Genomic DNA, 18402 nt, shown 5'->3' with positions numbered 1-18402 from the left:
TCAGGAAAGTCTCGAGATTGGACGATGATCAATGAAGTAAATTTAAATCCAGAGAAAAAAGAAGCAATGCGGGCGGCATAAAATTTAATTTGATGCGACAACTAACTTGAAAAACTCCGTTGTGAGTAATATTTTTAAATACTGTTATTCACAAAGAGGTTTAGAGGCGCTGCGCTTTTAACGTGAGCAAGCTTTACATATCCAACACGTCTACTTTTCTCCCGTGGCGATGGGCAATGAATCACTTGCGCCCCACTCACTCCACGAACCATCATAAACGCTTAAATTACTGTAACCACACTCGGTAGCAAATAACGCTAAAACACAGGCTGTAATACCTGAGCCACAGCTAAATTGTAGCTGCTGCGCATCATCAACCACGTCATTAAATATCGCTTTAATTTCAGTAAGTGGTTTTGCTTCACCTTTATTGAGTAAATTCATAAAAGGTAACGAGCGACTATTTGGGATATGCCCGCTACGCATACCTTTTCGGGGTTCACTTTCTTCGCCTGTAAAACGCTTATAAGCACGTGCATCTAGCAATGCAGTGCTGGGCTCATCGATTACGTCAACCACTTGTTGGCTATTAATAAAATACGCAGAGTTATAGTTTGCCGTAAAATCACCTTTACCTGACGCTTTGCTATAACCTTGTTGTGTGGCGTAATCGCTCTCTAACCACTTTTTAAGGCCACCACTGAGTACTTTAACATTGTGATGCCCCATAGCTTTAAACATCCACCACGCTCTTGCTGCGCTAAATAAACCGCCATCTTCGTATACAACTATAAACGAGTCGTTATTTACACCTGCATTTTGCATCATGTGGGTAAACTGCTGCTCGCTGCATACCATACTTGGTAAGGGATTTGATCTATCGGCCAATTCGTTTTTTATGTCAAAACGTTTAGCGTTAGGCAGCATTGCTTGCGGCGAATAAGTACCCAAAACACCTGGGCGCAGCATACCTGCATCAAATATCACTAATGCAGGATTATTAAGTTGCTCGTGTAATTGCTGACAGCTAATTAGGTTTTTCATTAATTATTTAGCACTACATATTTTGTCTAATACGTTTCTTAATTTCGTACTAGATGTATGAGAGGTATAAGAGAAATAACATATTTCAACATTAAACTTTTTAAAGTCAGCTTCTATTTGGTTCCACTTATCGGTGCCCTTCCAATCATCACCCACGAACATTTTATCAAATTTTAAGTTGTTCCAGGCTTCTTCTTTGTCATAGTTAACCTGGGGAACAACTTCATCAACAAATTTTATTGCTTCAACTATTTCCATACGCTCCTGAAAAGGAATCACTGGCTCTTTATTTTTAGCTGACTTGCTTAACTCATCGGTAGTAATACCCACAATTAAGTAATCACACTCTAATTTGGCTCTTTTCAGAATATTTAAATGACCTATGTGGAATAAGTCAAAAACACCCGTTGTATATCCAATTTTTTTCATTTCTAAAGCCCAATTATAATTTAGAGTTTATAAATCCTTTTAGTAGTTCGATTACATCCAAATACTTTTGTAATAGTTACTTATTTTTTATTAAATATTGAACAATTCTGTTACTTGCTTTACCGTCCATTTTACCCGCTAACTTTTCTGATAAAGACAATCTAATATTAGCTAAGCTTTCTGGTTCAGCCAGTTGTTGTTCAACTAACTTTTTAAGGTTTTTATATTTTTTGGCGTGTATAGCAACATTCGCATACTCACCATAATCTTGATCCATTCGCTTTTTAAAACGATATGAAAATATTCCTTTGTATCCCCAACGCAACTTCAAAAAATCGCACCAAATGACCGGCTTGTTTAACAGAGCAAATTCAAATAAAGCTGATGATGCATCACTAATCAATAAATCTGCTTTATCTAAAAAAGGCACTAACGAATAATCTTCTACTTTTGCTAAATATACATTGGGATACGTTGACCAATGATCTAGCAATTTCACGTGTTTTTTATAACGCTCTTTACTAATAGAAAAGTAATGAGGTTTTATTAAGATGTTGTAATCGCCAAAATGTTCCGGCCAATTTTCAGGAAATAACTCTAAGCTGCTTGGATAAAATGTAGGAGCGTATAAAATAGTTTGTTTTTTATTATCAAAGTTAGTTAATTCTAACGTGCCATCAATTTTTTCCTTATTGAAAATAGGGTCTAATTTGCAAAAGCCTACATCAACAAATTCATCATTTGGATACATTGATTTTAAACGGTTTAGTCTGTACTGACCTTCAACAAACCTAACTGTCATTGCTTGACTAGACTTAGTATAGTAACTTGATTTAGGGCCTATTCCATGTCCGAGCTGAGCGCTTTTAGATACTTTATGTAAGCGGTCTAGGTAACAAAAAGAGTTAGCAAAAAAAACCCAATCAGCTTTTTCATTTTCGTAATAAGCAATTGATTGTTGTTGTTCGTTAACCCAGATGTGCTCTAAGTCATAGTCATCTATAACACGCTGAATTAAATGTTCATGGCTATTTTTATAAAATACAAATTTACTTTTGATGCCATTTCTACATAATTCTTTATATACAGGGATATACTGAGGGAGATAGTAAAGGCTTTGTGTATCAAAAATTATATTCATATAGGATCACTATTATTTTTTCTTTATATTCTACCTTGAAAGGAGCATAACAAAAACAAAGTGATTACATTTTTATAATTTCACTACGAAGTGGCGCCATTCTAGAAAGAATATCGTTTTGTAAGCTATGGCTAATATTTTGCTCATTCATTGCATTTATAAGCAAATCAACAACATGATTAAAATCTTTCTCTGTAATATGCATACCAGTATGAATAGCCACCATAGAGTCGCCATCGTATGTACATGGGCCTTCTACTAACATGCACATATGAGTAATAAACCCTTGGCGAAAGTACGCTATATTACTGTGTTCAAAGTAATGAATTATCTGCTCGTCATTACCTATTTGATAGATAAAGCTATCAATAATTCTGCCTATCCCCGCTTTACCATCCAGCTTTTGATAAAGTGAGAGCTTAGTAGAGTTCGCGCACCCACTAAGCAACCCTAAACAAATCAAAAAAATACTAACGCTTTTCATTACCAATACCCTGTTACCGATAAATACCAACCTGTTTGATCGTCAGCCCCTGCAATGCTTCCTAAATCAAGGTAAGCCGCTGTCACACTTACGTGCTTATTAGGCATCCATGCTACAAATAAGTCTTTCCAATCTTGTTCGCCTAAGTTTAAGTTATTTGATTTTTGACGATACTCAACACCTACGGCTACTTCACGACTAAAAAATATAGCTGTGCTACCTTCAAATAGCACTTTACCACTACCATTTTCTCCACCGTAGCCAAGCAAACCAAGTTGATTAGCTTCGCTGTATCGTGTGATTACGTTCCAAAACCAGTTATAACCAGCAATGGCCCCTAAATGTAATTTACTAGCAGCGAGGTAGTAGTCAGTGCCGCTAGTATCTTCTGCGCCTACAAGTGTTGCAATACTGCCATCATCCAGTGATTTATGCTGAATACCTAAGCTAAGTTGTGGCCAATCACTGTAAACAATATCACCATATAAACGTATTTTAGCACCTGTAATTGATTGCTCTATTTCAGCATCAAGTGCTGGTACATCAAAGCGCTGTTGGGCATAACTAAGCTCAACACGATTAAATAAATTAAGTTGTGCACCACATACGTCAAGTGTGTAGTCGGTTACATCTGCGCGGCTACAAAAGCCATTTACCGAAAATTCATCATCACTTGCGTACCCAGCAAGTTGTGCCCACGGTACAATACCACCGCCGCCACTGCCTTCAATTTGAGAAACTCCCGGCGTAGCTAGCAGTTTTCCATTGCTTGCAATGCTCGGTACACTAATTATTAAAAACAAACTTGCTAATAAGTATTTAATTTTTTTCATAGTATTCCTCCAGCCATTCTTCTAATAGTTCTGCTTTTAAAGGCCTACTTAAGTAATAGCCTTGTGCATGGTCGCACTGCATACCTCTAAGTAAATTTAATGAGCCAAGTGTTTCAACCCCCTCAGCTACAACCGAGAAACCTAGCTGATGCCCCAACGTAATTGATGATTGCACTATAAATTGATCTTTTTGTGACTCATCAAGTTTTAAAATAAAGCACTTATCTAGTTTAAGCTCATCAATAGGCAGCATTTTTAATCGGCCAAGTGATGTTTGCCCTACACCATAATCATCTAATGATATTTTAACGCCAATTGCCTTAAGATTTTCGAGCGCTTTAATGCCTTTCTCTTCGTTTTCGATCATATCGCGCTCAGTAAGCTCAATAGTGATCAGCTTAGGATCTACTTTGTACTTTTTAAGCGTACGAACTAATGCAGCATGAAAGCCCGGAAATGCTATGTCTTGCGCAGATACATTTATTGCAGCCTGTAAGTTTATATTTTTAAACTGCCAATCAGCTACTTGTGCTACAACCGTATTAACAACCCACCCAGTAAGCTCAACAATAAGGCCCGACTGCTCAGCTAAGTCAATAAACAGTTCAGGATTAACCCAGCTACCATCTTTTCGCTGCCAGCGAATAAGTGACTCAACTTTATCTATTTTTTGCGTTTTCATGTGTAGTTTAGGCTGATAAGTCATAAACAATTGACCGTCGTCATCACTAATCGCCTGCTTTAATTCATCAAGCATTATTAAGCGCTCTAAGTGCGCCTCGTCTTCACCATTTTGATAATAATGTATGCTCTCTTGCGTGTTTGCAGCACTTTCAACAGCAATTAGCACGCGGCGCATTAAGTCATCACTTGCAATTCCTTGGGTAGGATACTGCACAATGCCCGCACTAAAGCGTAAGTTAATTTTTAGTTTTTGAATGGTGTAGCACGCTTGTAATTGTGCCATTAAGCCAACAATCCCGCTTTTGTGTTCGCGCGCTGCCGCAGTCGGAAACACAGTTAAAAACTCATCGCCGCCAATACGAGCATGAAAGCCCCCTAACTCATCCGAAAACTCACTTATTCTGCAAGCAACCGCCTTTAGGCAGTCATCACCAATGCGCGGACCGAGCTTATCGTTTATATGGCGAAGACCTTTTATGTCTATTGCAACGAGCGTGTACTCGGCTGATGAATCCAACTCATCATCAAGCACCTCAAGCATTGCTGAGCGGTTATAAAAGCCTGTTAGGGAGTCGTGTCTGGCTTGAAAGCTAATTTGTTGCTCGCGCTGATTAATATCATTACCCATGCTATCAAACGCTGCGACTAGCGTGTCTATTTCGGTACTTTGCCTTCGCCCTTTAAATTCAAAGGAATAGTTACCTTGCGCAAATTGCCTTGCAATTACAGCTAGTTGGGTGAGCGGTGTAGTTAAGTTATTTGCAAATATGCTGCTCGTAATAACACCTACAAACATAGTTAAAATAGCTAAAATAATAAGTGTAAAAAGAAGTTTTTCGAAGTCACTATAACTTTGTGTTAAATCGGCGCTCAGTAAAATAATTATAGGATGGGTCAACAACGATGGTAAATCTATATCTCGATTACGATACACCAAATACTCACCAAAAAACCGCGAAGTGGTTACGGTACTAAAATAGCTAACAGGTTCAAATTGCTCAGGGCGATTAGCTAATGAACTAATAACAATATCGTCAGCGCTACCTATAAAGCTCACATCCATGCCTGTTAAGCTTTTTAGTTCATGGGCTACATTGTCATCAATTTTAAAACCCACCAAACTATAGGCCACTGTACGTGGCGCTCTTACGGGTAATAAAATAATTTGGTAAAGCTCGTTATTTAGCACCACAAAACTAGACTCTTCTGGCGCACTTAAAAGCTCTTCCATTAACGGCTTTAAGTTATGTGCAAAAGCGTCTTCGTCAGTATTGGCGGAAATTAGCCTACCCGATAAATCAAGTAGCAGCATTAATTCGGCATCAATACGTTGGCTATGATTAAACAACACACTGCTTATTGTCCCGGCATCCCGCGTTGCTACAGCTTGCTTAAAACCAAAGTCGGAGGTGAGTACTTTTGCTGCGGTTAGTAGTAGGCTTTCTTTTGATTTTAAATATTGCTTATAAACATTTTGCGCTACGGTAATGTCTTGATTTACTTTTTCTTCTTGAAACTTACTCGTAGACCACCAAAAACTAAACAAGCTGACCATAGTGGTTAATAACACTAAGCCAACACATAAAATGGTTATGCGATTTCGTAAACTATTAGTCATTACCAGCCTTAAACTTACTACCAAAGGTATTTCTAGGTGCTGGGGTCGATGTGTTTACTGTTATCTGTAACTGTTTTTGAGAATTAATTGTTATCATTTTTTTATTCTCCAATGGCGCTGTTTGTAAAGGGTGCCACACACTCACTTGTGCAGGCAGCGTATTAATAGGCAAACTAACATAGCCTTTTTTATCTGTTTTATATACGGATTCACTACTCGCTACATAGATATAGCCAACCATAGAGTCATGAATATTACACCCTAAAACAACAACCCCTTGTTGCTCAAACGTAATGGGCTCTTTTGGTTGCCCTGAATATAATCTTAGTTGAAAAGGCTTAGCTTGTGAAAAAGAATAAACATGATGGCGAATATTATCGCTGTTAGGAAAGTTAACTTTTTGACCCTGTTGTACAACTAATAATTCGGGTAAAAACTGCTTATGGACTTGATCCATTATAGCAATGGGCAAATTTGATGGTGTGGCTTGTTTGTCAGCAATATTAAGCTCAACCACTGCACCTGATAACTTTTGGCCGTGTTGATCTTCTATTACTAATTCAATATTAGCACTTAAAGCAAACTGACTAAAAAACAAACCTATAGCTAAAAAGTAACTGCTTTTTACAAATTTTTGCAATGCCCGCTCAAACATAACAACACCTAAATATTAATGTTAGGTTAAGTTAATTAGAGACGAGCACTAATTGCAAGAATTATAGCCCAGTAACTAAAAATAAAGACTTAGTTACTGGCTTTGTTAGCACTTAAGTGCTGCTATTTAACAATTAATCCGTAATCGTTATCTAAAATAGTAATTACTTCTTGGCGAGGATTCTCAGGGATCACAATATCTTTACCTACAATTTTACTCGCTATGCCAACATAGGTATTTGACACTTCAAGCATTACTGATTCAGGTAAAATATAATCTTTTGCTAACTGCTCACGCTCACTCATGCGATCTTTATTTAATAATACGTCGCTCTCTGGCACATTATTAATAAGTAATTGGCGAAAGCCTTCTTTAGAGTTTTCAACAATTTTACCGTTTTTGTATGCAGCTTCATCCCAAATACGCGATGAATCTGGCGTGCCTACTTCATCAATATAAATAAGTTGCTGTGCGCCATTTAAATCCTCTACATAACCAAACTCAAATTTTGTATCTACAAAAATCTGGTCAAGCTTAGCAAGTTCATCACTAATTAATTTAAAACCTTCAACTAACAGTTTTTCGTATTTTGTTACATCATCTGCCGATTTAAAGTTAAATACATCTAAGTTATTAGTAATGTTAGCGCGAGTAATATTTACATCATCAACGGCCGGAATATCGGCAACGCCTTCAATAATACCTTTTGTTGATGGCGTAATTAAAACGTTATCAAGCTTTTGGTTCGCTTTTAAATCCTCTGGCAAGTCAATACCACAAAAGTTACGTATGCCTTTGGCGTAATCGCGCCACATGCTACCCGTAATATATTGGCGAGCAATTGCCTCTACTTTTACTGTACTGGCTTTGCGTACAATCCACACATACGGATGCGGAATATCAACAATATGATTCCCCGCAAGGCCTGCCTTATCAAATAACTTAAACCAATGGGCTGCCACTGAGTTTAACGCTATACCTTTACCTGGTACGCCATTTAAACCATTTTCGCCTTGCCAAATGCAATCAAATGCAGAAATTCGGTCTGAAATAACCATAATCGCAAGCTCAGTACCTGTCGGTACTTGGTAGCCTTTGTCTTTAATTAATCGTGCGCTGTCTTCATCAGTTAACCAATAAACTGAACGAACTTTACCGCTGTGTACTTCACCTTTGGTACGAATGGGTAAATCATCGTTTACGTCTAAAACTTTATAGCTAGTCATGCTATCTCCGGGGTTAGGGATGCTCTTTGAGCAAAGTATGGTATGGGGTTATATGGGCTGTATAATAATCTAGCCAACCTCAAAGCTCAATCGGATGCTTAAAACAAATAAAGGCATATATTTATAAGCGAGTCGCAATGGGGTAAACTTAATGTGCCAACCAGCCTGAGGAGATAGCTTGAACTACTTAACTGCCACTAAAAATAAAAAATACTTGATGTATATTTCTCAAAATTATTCATATGCTATTTTGAGGCCTATTCAGGCTGCAATATTAGCTAATGGTGGTGAAGTGCGCTGGTTTTTACAAGGTTTGGCAGTCAATCCTAATTTTTTAAAAAAAGAAGAAAAACGGCTTAATACAATAGAAGATATTCACGAATGGAAACCCGATGCAACGTTTGCACCGGCTAATTTAATACCCACTTTTTTCCCTGGTATCAAAGTAGGTGTGTTTCATGGCTTTGATGCAGGTAAGCTAGATAAAAAAGGGAATAACGATCACCTTAAAGCTAGAGGTTGTTTCGACCTGTATTGTACGCAAGGCCCAAATACAACAATCCCATTTAAAGCCTTACAAAGAAAACTAGGCTATTTCAAGGTAACAGAAACTGGCTGGCCTCCTCTTGACCGATTATTTGATGGCATCACCGAAACGCCTTATACAAATAAATCAGACACCCGACCAACCTTATTAATCTGCTCTACATTTTCAAAGCGACTATCGCTTGCTCCAAAGCTATATGAGCAAATAAAACATTTTAGTGAAACCGGGAAATGGCGAATTTTAATGCAATTTCATCCAAAAATGCCAACTGAATTGGTGAACAAATATAAGGCATTAAGCAATCAAAATTTAACGTTTATTGAGACCGACGACGTAGTCCCTTTATTAAAATCAGCCGATGTTATGTTATGCGATACATCATCAGTACTTTTAATGTTTTTAGTCCAACGAAAACCTGTGGTCACCTTTTGTAATAATGCTCCTGAGGAACACCTACTTAATGTAACAGACCCTAATAAAGTTGAAGAAGCCTTAGAGCAGGCTTTCACGTACCCTAAAACACTTATGAAAAACATTGAAAACTATTGCCAAGAGCTTCATCCATATACTGATGGGCAGTCGAGTGAACGCGTAGTTGCTGCAACAAATGAGTTTTTATTAAGTGAAGATAAACTAAAACCTAAGCCATTTAATATTATTAGGCAATTTAAAACGCGCAGAAACCTCAATTATTGGAAATGGTAAAATAAAGTAATGATCAACCTAAAAAACGTAACTTTTAAGTGGCATAAAAGCGATAGCTCACCCACGCTCAACATAAAAGAGTTAGTTATAGAAAAAGGTGAGCATATTTTTTTACACGGTCCTAGTGGCTCAGGTAAATCGACATTGTTAGCGATTCTTGCTGGCATTAATACAGCCACCAGCGGTGAGGTATCAATTTTAGACCAAAACCTAACTACATTAAGCAATACTACCCGTGATATTTTTAGAGCGGATCACATTGGCTACATTTTTCAAAACTTTAACCTGCTTCCTTATTTAACCCCTATTGAAAATATAACGCTTGGGTGTGAGTTTTCAAAAAGCCGAAAACAAAAAATATTAAAGAAATCATCAAATAAAAACTCTGCCTTACAAAAAGAAGCGATGCGGTTATTAAATGCTTTAGGCCTTACTGAGCAGTATCACCATAAAGATGTAGCGACATTGAGTATTGGACAGCAACAGCGCGTTGCTGCAGCTCGCGCATTTATAGGCAGCCCTGAATTAATAATTGCTGATGAGCCCACATCTGCACTCGATACAAATAACCGTGAAAGCTTTATAAAGTTACTGTTTGAGCAGGCAAAGTTATCTAATAGTGCGCTGGTATTTGTGAGCCACGATGAAACACTAAAGCCTTTATTTGACCGCTCCATTGACCTTATAAGCTTGCAGGAACAAGTATGATTCTCGCTAAACTTGCTTACAAAAGCTTATTAAACCGCCGCGCAAGTGTACTGCTTACATTATTTACTATCGCAATTAGTGTAATGCTACTTTTAAGTATTGAACGTGTACGAATTGATGCTAAAAGTAGTTTTAGTAATACTATTTCGGGCACTGATTTAATTGTTGGTGCACGTACCGGCGACATACAGTTGCTGCTTTCGTCAGTATTTAGAATCGGCCATACTAATAACGGCGTAAGCTGGAAAAGTTATGAATACATAACCAGTCAGCGAGGCGTAAAATGGAGCATACCTATAAGCCTAGGCGACAGCCATAAAGGCCAAGCGGTACTAGGCACAACACTTGATTATTTTAGCCATTATCGCTTTGCAAAAAAACAAAATTTAACCTTTAATAAAGGCCACCCTTTTGCTGCAATTAACGAAGTGGTGCTAGGTAGTGAAGTCGCTAATAAATTAGGTTATAAACTTAACGACTCTATTGTTATATCGCACGGTATGGGGAACACCAGCTTTCATCATCATGACGACAACCCATTTAAAATCGTCGGTATTTTAAATCCAACAGGCACGCCTGTTGATAAAACATTACATATACCTTTAGCTGCAATAGATTTAATTCACGGCGGATCAAGTCCAGTTCACGCTGAACACGCTGAACACGCTGAACACGCTGAACACGCTGAACACGCTGAACACGCTGAACACGCTGAACACGCTGAACACGCTGAACACGAAAAGCATAATGATTTAACAGGTCATCCTAAACAAATTACGGCATTTTTAATGGGGTTTAATTCGCCTTTATACACACTACAAATTAGGCGCAATATAAATCAATATAAGCAAGAAGCCCTGCTTGGCATTATGCCAACCGTAACACTTAAAGAGTTATGGGAAATGCTCGCCATAGTAGAAAAAATACTTTTGCTATTCTCAGCTGTTGTCGTGTTAATTAGCCTACTTGGCATGCTAACGACATTGCTCGCAAACCTGAGTCAGCGTCGTCGCGAACTTGCTATATTACGTTCGGTAGGCGCTCGCCCTTGGCATTTATTTACACTTATAAGTATTGAGTCACTACTGACCACTTTACTTGGTTGCCTAGCAGGTAGTGTGCTTTACTATTTAGCTATTTTTTCAGCCGGCGGTTACTTACAAAGTCATGCCGGTATAAGCGTAAATATCACAATACTCTCTTACTATGAACTGGGCTTAATCGGCGTTATTATGGCAGCCGGTTTTATTATTGGCTTAATACCCGCTACTCGCGCTTATTTTTATTCACTCAGCGATGGTATGAGTATAAAAGCATAATTTTTAGGGATTTTATGACATTTTTTAAAACAGCTTTTCAGTACATTGCTGCTATTGGCTTATTATTTATAAGCGTAGCGAGTTATGCTAATCCACCAAAAGAAATTTTTTGGGAAGACTTAATCCCTAAAAACCACGTGCAAATAGACACTCAAGCACAAGCTAATCACCAAGGTAGTGATCAAAACTGGGTGCAACCCGATTTAGATGCTCCAGTGGTAAAGGCACTTGATGGCCAATCGGTGAGTTTGCCTGGTTTTGTTGTGCCACTTGAGGGCGATAGCGAAGTAATTACCGAGTTTTTACTCGTTCCTTATTTTGGCGCCTGTATACACGTACCACCACCACCGCCAAATCAAATAGTCCATGTAACAATTAAAGGTGGAGTACCAATAGATAGCCTATACGACGCAATTGTCGTGACCGGAATAATTAGTACAGAAACATGGTCGGGCGAAATAGCGCAGGTAGGATATAAAATGAAAGCGGTCGGTGTAGCACCGTTCGAGCTTTAAAATAAAGGGCCAGCTTTTAAAGCTGGCCCTTAAATATCATTAAATTTAGAATCGATAAAATTTAAATAACTGAATACTCAAATAACTAGGGCGTGTTGATCTTTGTGGATTGAAATTTGTTCAATCTAGGGGCGATTTAATCGCGGCGCGAGGTTTGTAACCTAGCGGGCTAAGTAAAAATCGAGCAACAAAGAGTTAATCGTCCCTAGAAAGAATCCAAAGGACAGCGCATGTTTGGCATTTATTCTGCGTTATCGCCAATTTATGGGGAATAACCACACTACATAGGCTCTACCTTGCCTAAATACCAAACAGTCTGCTGCAAAATTAATCACGAAAGGTCAACACGCCCTGGATAACTACTTTTGGCAATTTGAGCAAAAAATAGTACTGCGCTGCCCCAATCTAATTTCTTCCAATTCGTTTTCACACGTCATACATAGCTTGCCTTTGCGCCCATATACTAATAACTCTTGAGCAAAATACCCTGGTTTACCATCACTTTGTGCAAAGTCTTTAAGCGTTGTACCACCTTGCATTATAGCCGCAGCAAGCGTGTCCTTTATAATAGGGATAAGTGCTTGATAACGTTTGAGCGATACTTTTCCCGCTTCTCGCTTTGGATGTATACCCGCTTTAAATAACGATTCATTCGCGTAAATATTACCAACTCCAACCACCACTGCGTTATCCATAATAAACTGCTTTACGGGTACTTTTTTATTGCGCGATTGTTCGTACACGCGTTTAGCAAAAAAGTCATCGGTAAGCGGCTCAGGGCCAAGCTTAGAGAGTAGCTTATGCACTTCACCTGGCTCTTGCCATAAGCAACAACCAAAGCGACGAGGATCGTTTAAGCGCAGTGCTTTACCGTTGCCAAAAATAAACTCAACATGGTCATGTTTTTTAAGCGGCTCATTTTTTTCTACAACACGTAAATTACCCGACATACCCAAGTGTAAAATAGTGCTGCCCAGTTCACAGTGTAAAAGTAAATATTTAGCTCGTCGTTCAATACTAGTAACAATTAGCCCTTCAAGCTGATACACGTCATCAGGCACTGGCCAGCGCATACTGGCATTATAAATATTTACCTTAGTAACTACTTGGTTTTGTACGTGGGGAGTGATGCCCATTCGGCTCACTTCTACCTCTGGTAATTCAGGCATTAATTAGACTCACTTTGTGAAAAATCAAAACTAGGAAATAACTGCTGTGCAGTTTTTAAATCGAGTGCGAGTATTCGTTGGCTACTCTTTTCGAGTAAGTAATATTGCCCATCGCCTTTATAAAGCAAATAAACCCAAGGTAAACTCTCGCCAGCCAACTCAAATGCAGCAACATATAAAGGTGCATTAGGATTAAAAACAACAGATTCGTTAACGCCCATTAACTGCGCGCTTTGCCACTGATTAATTAAATCACTAAGTTGCTGCTCAGATGCTTGCCACACAAGCGGTATGTCTTTTTGTAGTGGGGTTGTACGCCAGCTTGTTCCTATTCGCTCAATTTTTTGATCAACAAATTGCAGTGTCAGTACAAAACTTTGCTGGGGGAGTACGGCTTGTAATGTTGGTTTATCCTCCCCTCCCAAAAGTTGCTTATGCCAGCCATTTAAGAAGAAGATCATAATCAACATCGAAAATATTATAACGTTGTTCCAACCTTTACGGCCCAGTCGCATATTAATACACCTAGTAAATTCAAGATTTTAAAGTGTAACTAAAACTTAATTGCGCTGTCTATATGTTAAAGGCCGCAGACTTTGTTAGAATATCGGCAAATTTAAAGGAGTTCCGTCAATGTCTATGTATGTAGTGGGCCATAAAATCCCAGATTCAGATTCTATTTGTGGTGCAATTGCACTGGCTTATTTAAAAAACCAAATCGATGAGCCTGCAATTCCAACTCGTCTTGGTGAAATTTCACCTGAAACTCAATTTATCCTTGATAAATTTGGCTTCGAAGCACCAGAGCTTAAATTAAGCTACGCGGGTGAAGATGTGTATATTGTAGATCACACAGAAAAAACACAAGCACCCGATGATATCGACCAAGCTCGCGTTGTTGGCGTGGTAGATCACCACAAATTAGGTGACTTAACATCATCTACTCCGCTTGAATGCTGGATTCGTCCTGTTGGTTGTTCAAACACTATTATTAAAATGATGTACGACTTCTACAGCGTAGAAATCCCTAAAGACATCGCGGGTATTATGATGTGTGCAATTTTAAGCGACACCGTCATATTTAAATCACCAACATGTACCACTGCCGATATTAAATGTGTTGAAGCGCTTGCTGAAATTGCAGGTATCGAGGACTTTAAAGAACTTGGTATGGATATGTTCCGCGTTAAATCTGCGGTAGAAGACACACCAGCACGTGATTTAGTAATGCGTGACTTTAAAGACTTCAACATGAACGGTAACCTGGTAGGCATTGGCCAACTAGAAGTAATCGACCTTGCTGTTTTTGACGATATTAAAGCGGACCTTGCAGCCGATATTGCTAAGCTAAAAGTTGAGGGCAACCGCCACTCGGTATTTTTACTGCTTACCGATATAATGAAAGAAGGCTCAGAAATGCTAATTGTATCTGACGATGCAAACTTAGTTGAGCAGGCTTACGGTGTAAAACCAGAGAATGATAAAGTATGGTTAGATGGTGTACTGAGCCGTAAAAAGCAAGTAGTTCCACCACTACAAGATGCATTCACAAAAATCTAATGATACCAATTTTATTAAAAACATGATTATTTTATCGCATTAAATAGCTCACTAATTTAATGTTATTGGTATAACGTTTTTTGATTTAAAGCCTTGTTGGTTATGCCAACGAGGTTTTTTTATATCAATTCACTGATCATATTTTTAAAAACAAAAAACCCAGCCTAGGCTGGGTTTTTAAATTCTAAAAGAACTAAAATTACTTAATTTTAGCTTCTTTAAAAAGAACATGTTTACGAATCTTTGGATCAAACTTTTTGATTTCCATCTTCTCAGGCATGTTACGTTTGTTTTTGTCAGTAGTGTAGAAAAAACCAGTACCGGCAGTTGAAACTAAACGGATTTTATCGCGCATGATTCAGATCCTTAAACTTTAACGCCGCGAGCACGGATTTCTGTAAGAACCGTGTCGATGCCTTTTTTATCGATAATACGCATACCTTTAGTAGTAGTGCGTAATGTTACAAAACGTTTTTCACTTTCAACCCAAAAACGGTGTGTTTGTAGGTTAGGTAGGAAACGACGTCTAGTCGCGTTTCTCGCGTGTGAACGGTGATTACCAACCGCAGGACGCTTACCTGTAACTTGACATACTTTAGACATGTCTATATATCTCCAATAACTTCGCTCGAGCTTAATTTAATCTAAGGCCGTGTATTTCCGCCCTAGAGATAAATCGAAGGGCGCTCTTTATACAGCTTTTACAGGCAAAGATCAAACACTGATCTATCCAATCAGCTCATATATGTAAATTTGATAGCGGCTAATTATAAAGATCGAATGCCCTTAGGGAAAGTAAAAACTGCATTTAAATTAAACTAATTTGCCAAAACACGTTAAACAGCTCATTTTTAACACACTTCTGTATCTAACAAAGCTAAATCAGGCCTCGCTCGGCAAACGAAACACACGTTTCTCCGCCCACAATGATGTGATCGAGCACACTTATGTCGACCAATTGCAGTGCTTGCTGCAATTTATTAGTAATAAGTTTGTCTGCTTGGCTCGGTTCTGCAATACCACTTGGGTGATTATGTGCAAAAATAACAGCGGCTGCGTTATTTTTAAGAGCTGCTTTTACCACTTCACGCGGATACACACTGGCAGAATTAATAGTGCCATAAAAAAGTATCTCGTCTTTTACTAATCTATTTTGGCTATCTAGGTATAACACCATAAATACTTCTTGCTGCAAGCCTCGCATTTGAATTGTTAGGTAATCGTAAACTGAATTGGGTGAATTAAATACCGCGTCTCGTTGGCAACGCTCCTGCATATAACGCTGGCTTAGCTCTAACACAGCTTGTAGCTGTACATATTTAGCAGTCCCTAACCCCTTTTGAGAGCAAAACTCTTCAATACTGGCATTAAACAAATTATGCAGTGTTTTATTCTCGTTTAATAAATGCTGAGCCAACTCAATAACATTCATTCCCGGTAACCCTGTTCGTAAAAATATGGCAAGAAGCTCTGCATCGCTGAGCGCCTTAGCCCCCTTTGCTATGAGCTTTTCACGAGGTCGAAGTGAGTTTGGTAGTGAAGTAAGTTGCATTATTCATCCTTGAGAGGCGAAAGTGTCTTATAAATGTAATGCAAATTTGAAATTTAGCCTGTTATTTCGAATTAAAAAACTTCGCTGTATGGGTAAAGATTTGTTATTTTAAGCCCAATATTTAATAAAAACTGATGAACATCCATGACTAACTTAACAAACAAAAAAATTGTACTAGGTATTACCGGCGGTATTGCAGCTTATAAATGTGCAGAACTCGTTAGGCGATTAAAAGACTCTGGTTGTGAAGTAAAAGTAGTTATGACTGAATCAGCTAAACACTTTATTACACCACTGACCATGCAAGCCGTTAGTGGAGAAACAGTCTCTGACTCATTACTAGACCCTTCTGCTGAAGCTTCAATGGGGCATATTGAATTTGCAAAATGGGCTGACTTAATTTTAGTTGCTCCAGCGACGTGTAATATTATTGCTAAAATGGCAGCCGGCATTGCTGACGACCTACTAACAACGTTACTGCTAGCAACGCCTGCAAAAGTCGCAGTTGCACCAGCCATGAATCAGCAAATGTATGCACACGCAGCAACACAAGCTAATTTAGCCACATTAAAGGCACGTAACGTACTTATTTGGGGCCCGGGTAAAGGTGAGCAAGCGTGTGGTGATATAGGCGCTGGACGCATGTTAGAGCCTCATGAGCTAGTTGCGCTATGTATAGCAAAAGAGCAACCGCAATTACTTGCAGGAAAAACAATTACAATAACAGCAGGCCCAACGCGTGAGCCTCTCGACCCGGTACGCTTTATATCAAATCACAGCTCTGGAAAAATGGGTTATGCACTGGCAGAAGCCGCTTTGCAACTCGGTGCTAAGGTTAATTTAATTTCGGGTCCGGTCACTATAAAAGCCCCTACTGGCGTAAACCTTATCAATATAGAAAGCGCTGAGGAGCTATTAACTGAGTCACTTACCTATGCACCGCAATCAGATGCATTTATAGGTTGCGCTGCTGTTGCGGATTATCGAGCTGCAAACATTGCGACTCAAAAAATGAAAAAGCAAGGCGACGAACTGACCCTTACTTTAACTAAAAACCCTGACGTAATTGCAGCTATTGCCAACCTTAAACAAAACCGTCCTTATACTGTGGGGTTTGCCGCCGAAACTCAAAATGTAGAAAGCTATGCTAAAGGTAAACTAAAGAATAAAAATCTAGATATGATTTGCGCTAATGACGTATCAAAAAGTGGCTTAGGGTTTAATTCCGATCATAATGCCTTAACACTGTACTGGCATAACGAACAACTAGAATTACCAACAACAAGTAAAATAGAAATAGCTCGCAAGGTGATCGAACAGCTGGCTAAACATCTATAAAAAGGCTGGAAACAAACTGAATAAAACATTAACATACGCCAATCATTTGAACAAAAAATGACTAGGGTTCTTAACTGCGCCACTAAGAATAACTAATAAAAAGGAATGTTCATGCCTGCGACAAAAAGAAGTAATCGCAAAGAGCAAATACTGCAAGCACTCGCACAAATGTTAGAAACTAATTTAGGACAACGCATCACTACAGCAAAACTAGCTGCTGAGGTGGGTGTGTCTGAAGCTGCGCTATACCGTCATTTTCCGAGCAAAGCGCGTATGTTTGAGGGCTTAATTGAGTTTATTGAAGATACCCTTTTATCTCGTATAAATATTATTATTGAAAACGAAAAAGAAAGCCAAACGCGCATTTATAACATTCTATTATTACTTCTAACCTTTGCTGAAAAAAACCCAGGCATTACTCGTATTTTAACTGGCGACGCATTACAAGGTGAGCAGGAACGTTTACGCGAGCGGGTACAAAGCTTGTTTGAAAAATTAGAAACTCAGTTTAAACAAGTACTTCGTGAGCGTAAATTACGTGAAGGTAAAAACTTTCAAAGTGATGAGCTTACACTTGCAAACTTTTTACTTGCCTACGTTGAAGGCAAAATGAATCAGTTTGTACGCAGCGACTTTAAAGCAAAGCCAAGTGTTCAATTTGAAAAACAATGGCTTGAGCTGCAAAAAATTTGGCTGTAATTACTGCTAAATTAATAAATTAAATACTAAATTAAATACTAAAAAACGACCTACGGGTTAACACCGATCAGTTAAGGTATTTTTGATCGGTTGACCGATCTTTTGGTTGCTTCACAATACCCTTATCATCTTTTGATTATGAGGGTATTTTTATGCTTAGTCATTGGTTACTTGAT

At 38.5% G+C, this 18402-nt stretch carries 20 protein-coding genes; 7 read left to right on the top strand and 13 right to left on the bottom strand.

Going from position 1 to position 18402, the window contains the following annotated elements; all coding sequences use genetic code 11:
- Window positions 1-210: 210 nt before the first annotated feature.
- From I6F45_RS20695 to I6F45_RS20660, 8 genes are all read right to left on the bottom strand, one after another.
- Window positions 211-1044, bottom strand: coding sequence for a sulfurtransferase (locus I6F45_RS20695; protein ID WP_165740338.1), 834 nt, complete (start codon window positions 1042-1044; stop codon window positions 211-213).
- A 3-nt stretch (window positions 1045-1047) separates the two neighbouring features.
- Window positions 1048-1473 carry an adenylyltransferase/cytidyltransferase family protein gene (locus I6F45_RS20690; RefSeq protein WP_004335499.1) on the bottom strand — a complete coding sequence of 142 codons (426 nt, stop codon included), beginning with the start codon at window positions 1471-1473 and terminating at the stop codon, window positions 1048-1050.
- A 76-nt stretch (window positions 1474-1549) separates the two neighbouring features.
- A complete protein-coding gene (locus tag I6F45_RS20685) occupies window positions 1550-2614 on the bottom strand; it encodes a CDP-glycerol glycerophosphotransferase family protein (RefSeq protein ID WP_165727179.1) in 1065 nt (354 codons plus the stop codon).
- 64 nt (window positions 2615-2678) lie between these two features.
- A complete protein-coding gene (locus I6F45_RS20680; RefSeq protein WP_165727178.1) occupies window positions 2679-3098 on the bottom strand; it encodes a group I truncated hemoglobin in 420 nt (139 codons plus the stop codon).
- A complete protein-coding gene (locus I6F45_RS20675; RefSeq protein ID WP_197161942.1) occupies window positions 3098-3931 on the bottom strand; it encodes a DUF3034 family protein in 834 nt (277 codons plus the stop codon). The genes I6F45_RS20680 and I6F45_RS20675 overlap by 1 nt, the downstream gene beginning before the upstream one ends.
- Window positions 3918-6233 carry a bifunctional diguanylate cyclase/phosphodiesterase gene (locus I6F45_RS20670; RefSeq protein ID WP_197161939.1) on the bottom strand — a complete coding sequence of 772 codons (2316 nt, stop codon included), beginning with the start codon at window positions 6231-6233 and terminating at the stop codon, window positions 3918-3920. The genes I6F45_RS20675 and I6F45_RS20670 overlap by 14 nt, the downstream gene beginning before the upstream one ends.
- Window positions 6226-6888: a methylamine utilization protein gene (locus I6F45_RS20665; RefSeq protein WP_165740331.1), complete on the bottom strand. Its 663-nt coding sequence runs from the start codon at window positions 6886-6888 to the stop codon at window positions 6226-6228. The genes I6F45_RS20670 and I6F45_RS20665 overlap by 8 nt, the downstream gene beginning before the upstream one ends.
- A gap of 122 nt (window positions 6889-7010) precedes the next feature.
- Complete coding sequence (locus I6F45_RS20660) at window positions 7011-8114, bottom strand: phosphoribosylaminoimidazolesuccinocarboxamide synthase (protein WP_197140800.1); 1104 nt, start codon at window positions 8112-8114, stop codon at window positions 7011-7013.
- A gap of 178 nt (window positions 8115-8292) precedes the next feature.
- Between I6F45_RS20660 and I6F45_RS20655 the strand changes: the two genes are divergently transcribed.
- Genes I6F45_RS20655 through I6F45_RS20640 form a run of 4 tightly spaced genes read left to right on the top strand, consistent with a single transcriptional unit; the run spans window position 8293 to window position 11908 of the window.
- On the top strand, window positions 8293-9366 hold the full coding sequence (locus tag I6F45_RS20655; RefSeq protein ID WP_197140805.1) for a CDP-glycerol glycerophosphotransferase family protein: 1074 nt from the start codon (window positions 8293-8295) through the stop codon (window positions 9364-9366).
- A gap of 9 nt (window positions 9367-9375) precedes the next feature.
- A complete protein-coding gene (locus I6F45_RS20650) occupies window positions 9376-10074 on the top strand; it encodes an ABC transporter ATP-binding protein (protein WP_197161936.1) in 699 nt (232 codons plus the stop codon).
- Complete coding sequence (locus I6F45_RS20645; protein WP_197161933.1) at window positions 10071-11393, top strand: ABC transporter permease; 1323 nt, start codon at window positions 10071-10073, stop codon at window positions 11391-11393. The genes I6F45_RS20650 and I6F45_RS20645 overlap by 4 nt, the downstream gene beginning before the upstream one ends.
- Window positions 11394-11407: 14 nt before the next feature.
- Window positions 11408-11908: a DUF3299 domain-containing protein gene (locus I6F45_RS20640; protein WP_165727171.1), complete on the top strand. Its 501-nt coding sequence runs from the start codon at window positions 11408-11410 to the stop codon at window positions 11906-11908.
- Window positions 11909-12267: 359 nt separating this feature from the next.
- On the opposite strand, the gene mutM is transcribed toward I6F45_RS20640, so the two are convergent.
- Together mutM and I6F45_RS20630 are read right to left on the bottom strand one after the other, a co-directional pair.
- The gene (gene mutM / locus I6F45_RS20635) at window positions 12268-13077 is read right to left on the bottom strand and encodes a bifunctional DNA-formamidopyrimidine glycosylase/DNA-(apurinic or apyrimidinic site) lyase (RefSeq protein ID WP_197161930.1); all 810 of its coding nucleotides are present in this window, start codon (window positions 13075-13077) and stop codon (window positions 12268-12270) included.
- The gene (locus I6F45_RS20630) at window positions 13077-13592 is read right to left on the bottom strand and encodes a hypothetical protein (protein ID WP_197161927.1); all 516 of its coding nucleotides are present in this window, start codon (window positions 13590-13592) and stop codon (window positions 13077-13079) included. Before I6F45_RS20630 ends, mutM begins: the two co-directional genes overlap by 1 nt.
- 118 nt (window positions 13593-13710) lie before the next feature.
- Between I6F45_RS20630 and I6F45_RS20625 the strand changes: the two genes are divergently transcribed.
- The gene (locus I6F45_RS20625) at window positions 13711-14637 is read left to right on the top strand and encodes a manganese-dependent inorganic pyrophosphatase (protein ID WP_101216007.1); all 927 of its coding nucleotides are present in this window, start codon (window positions 13711-13713) and stop codon (window positions 14635-14637) included.
- Window positions 14638-14836: 199 nt separating this feature from the next.
- Here I6F45_RS20625 and rpmG read toward each other — a convergent pair whose 3' ends face one another.
- From rpmG to radC, 3 genes are all read right to left on the bottom strand, one after another.
- Window positions 14837-14992 (bottom strand): 50S ribosomal protein L33, encoded by a 156-nt coding sequence (gene rpmG, locus I6F45_RS20620; RefSeq protein ID WP_004335545.1) that lies wholly within the window; start codon window positions 14990-14992, stop codon window positions 14837-14839.
- Between the two features lie 11 nt (window positions 14993-15003).
- The gene (rpmB, locus tag I6F45_RS20615) at window positions 15004-15240 is read right to left on the bottom strand and encodes a 50S ribosomal protein L28 (protein ID WP_004335549.1); all 237 of its coding nucleotides are present in this window, start codon (window positions 15238-15240) and stop codon (window positions 15004-15006) included.
- A 274-nt stretch (window positions 15241-15514) separates the two neighbouring features.
- Window positions 15515-16189 carry a RadC family protein gene (radC, locus tag I6F45_RS20610; protein WP_024598926.1) on the bottom strand — a complete coding sequence of 225 codons (675 nt, stop codon included), beginning with the start codon at window positions 16187-16189 and terminating at the stop codon, window positions 15515-15517.
- Window positions 16190-16333: 144 nt separating this feature from the next.
- Between radC and coaBC the strand changes: the two genes are divergently transcribed.
- Together coaBC and slmA are read left to right on the top strand one after the other, a co-directional pair.
- Window positions 16334-17527: a bifunctional phosphopantothenoylcysteine decarboxylase/phosphopantothenate--cysteine ligase CoaBC gene (coaBC, locus tag I6F45_RS20605; protein WP_165725159.1), complete on the top strand. Its 1194-nt coding sequence runs from the start codon at window positions 16334-16336 to the stop codon at window positions 17525-17527.
- 111 nt (window positions 17528-17638) lie between these two features.
- Entirely contained in the window at window positions 17639-18226 is a 588-nt protein-coding gene (gene slmA, locus I6F45_RS20600; protein ID WP_007581932.1) for a nucleoid occlusion factor SlmA, read from the top strand.
- Window positions 18227-18402 lie beyond the last annotated feature (176 nt).

Source organism: Pseudoalteromonas sp. SWYJZ19 (assembly GCF_015864375.1).
Classification (GTDB): domain Bacteria; phylum Pseudomonadota; class Gammaproteobacteria; order Enterobacterales; family Alteromonadaceae; genus Pseudoalteromonas; species Pseudoalteromonas arctica.
The sequence above is the reverse complement of the archived record's forward strand: the minus strand, read 5'-3'. Positions and strand labels throughout refer to the sequence as shown.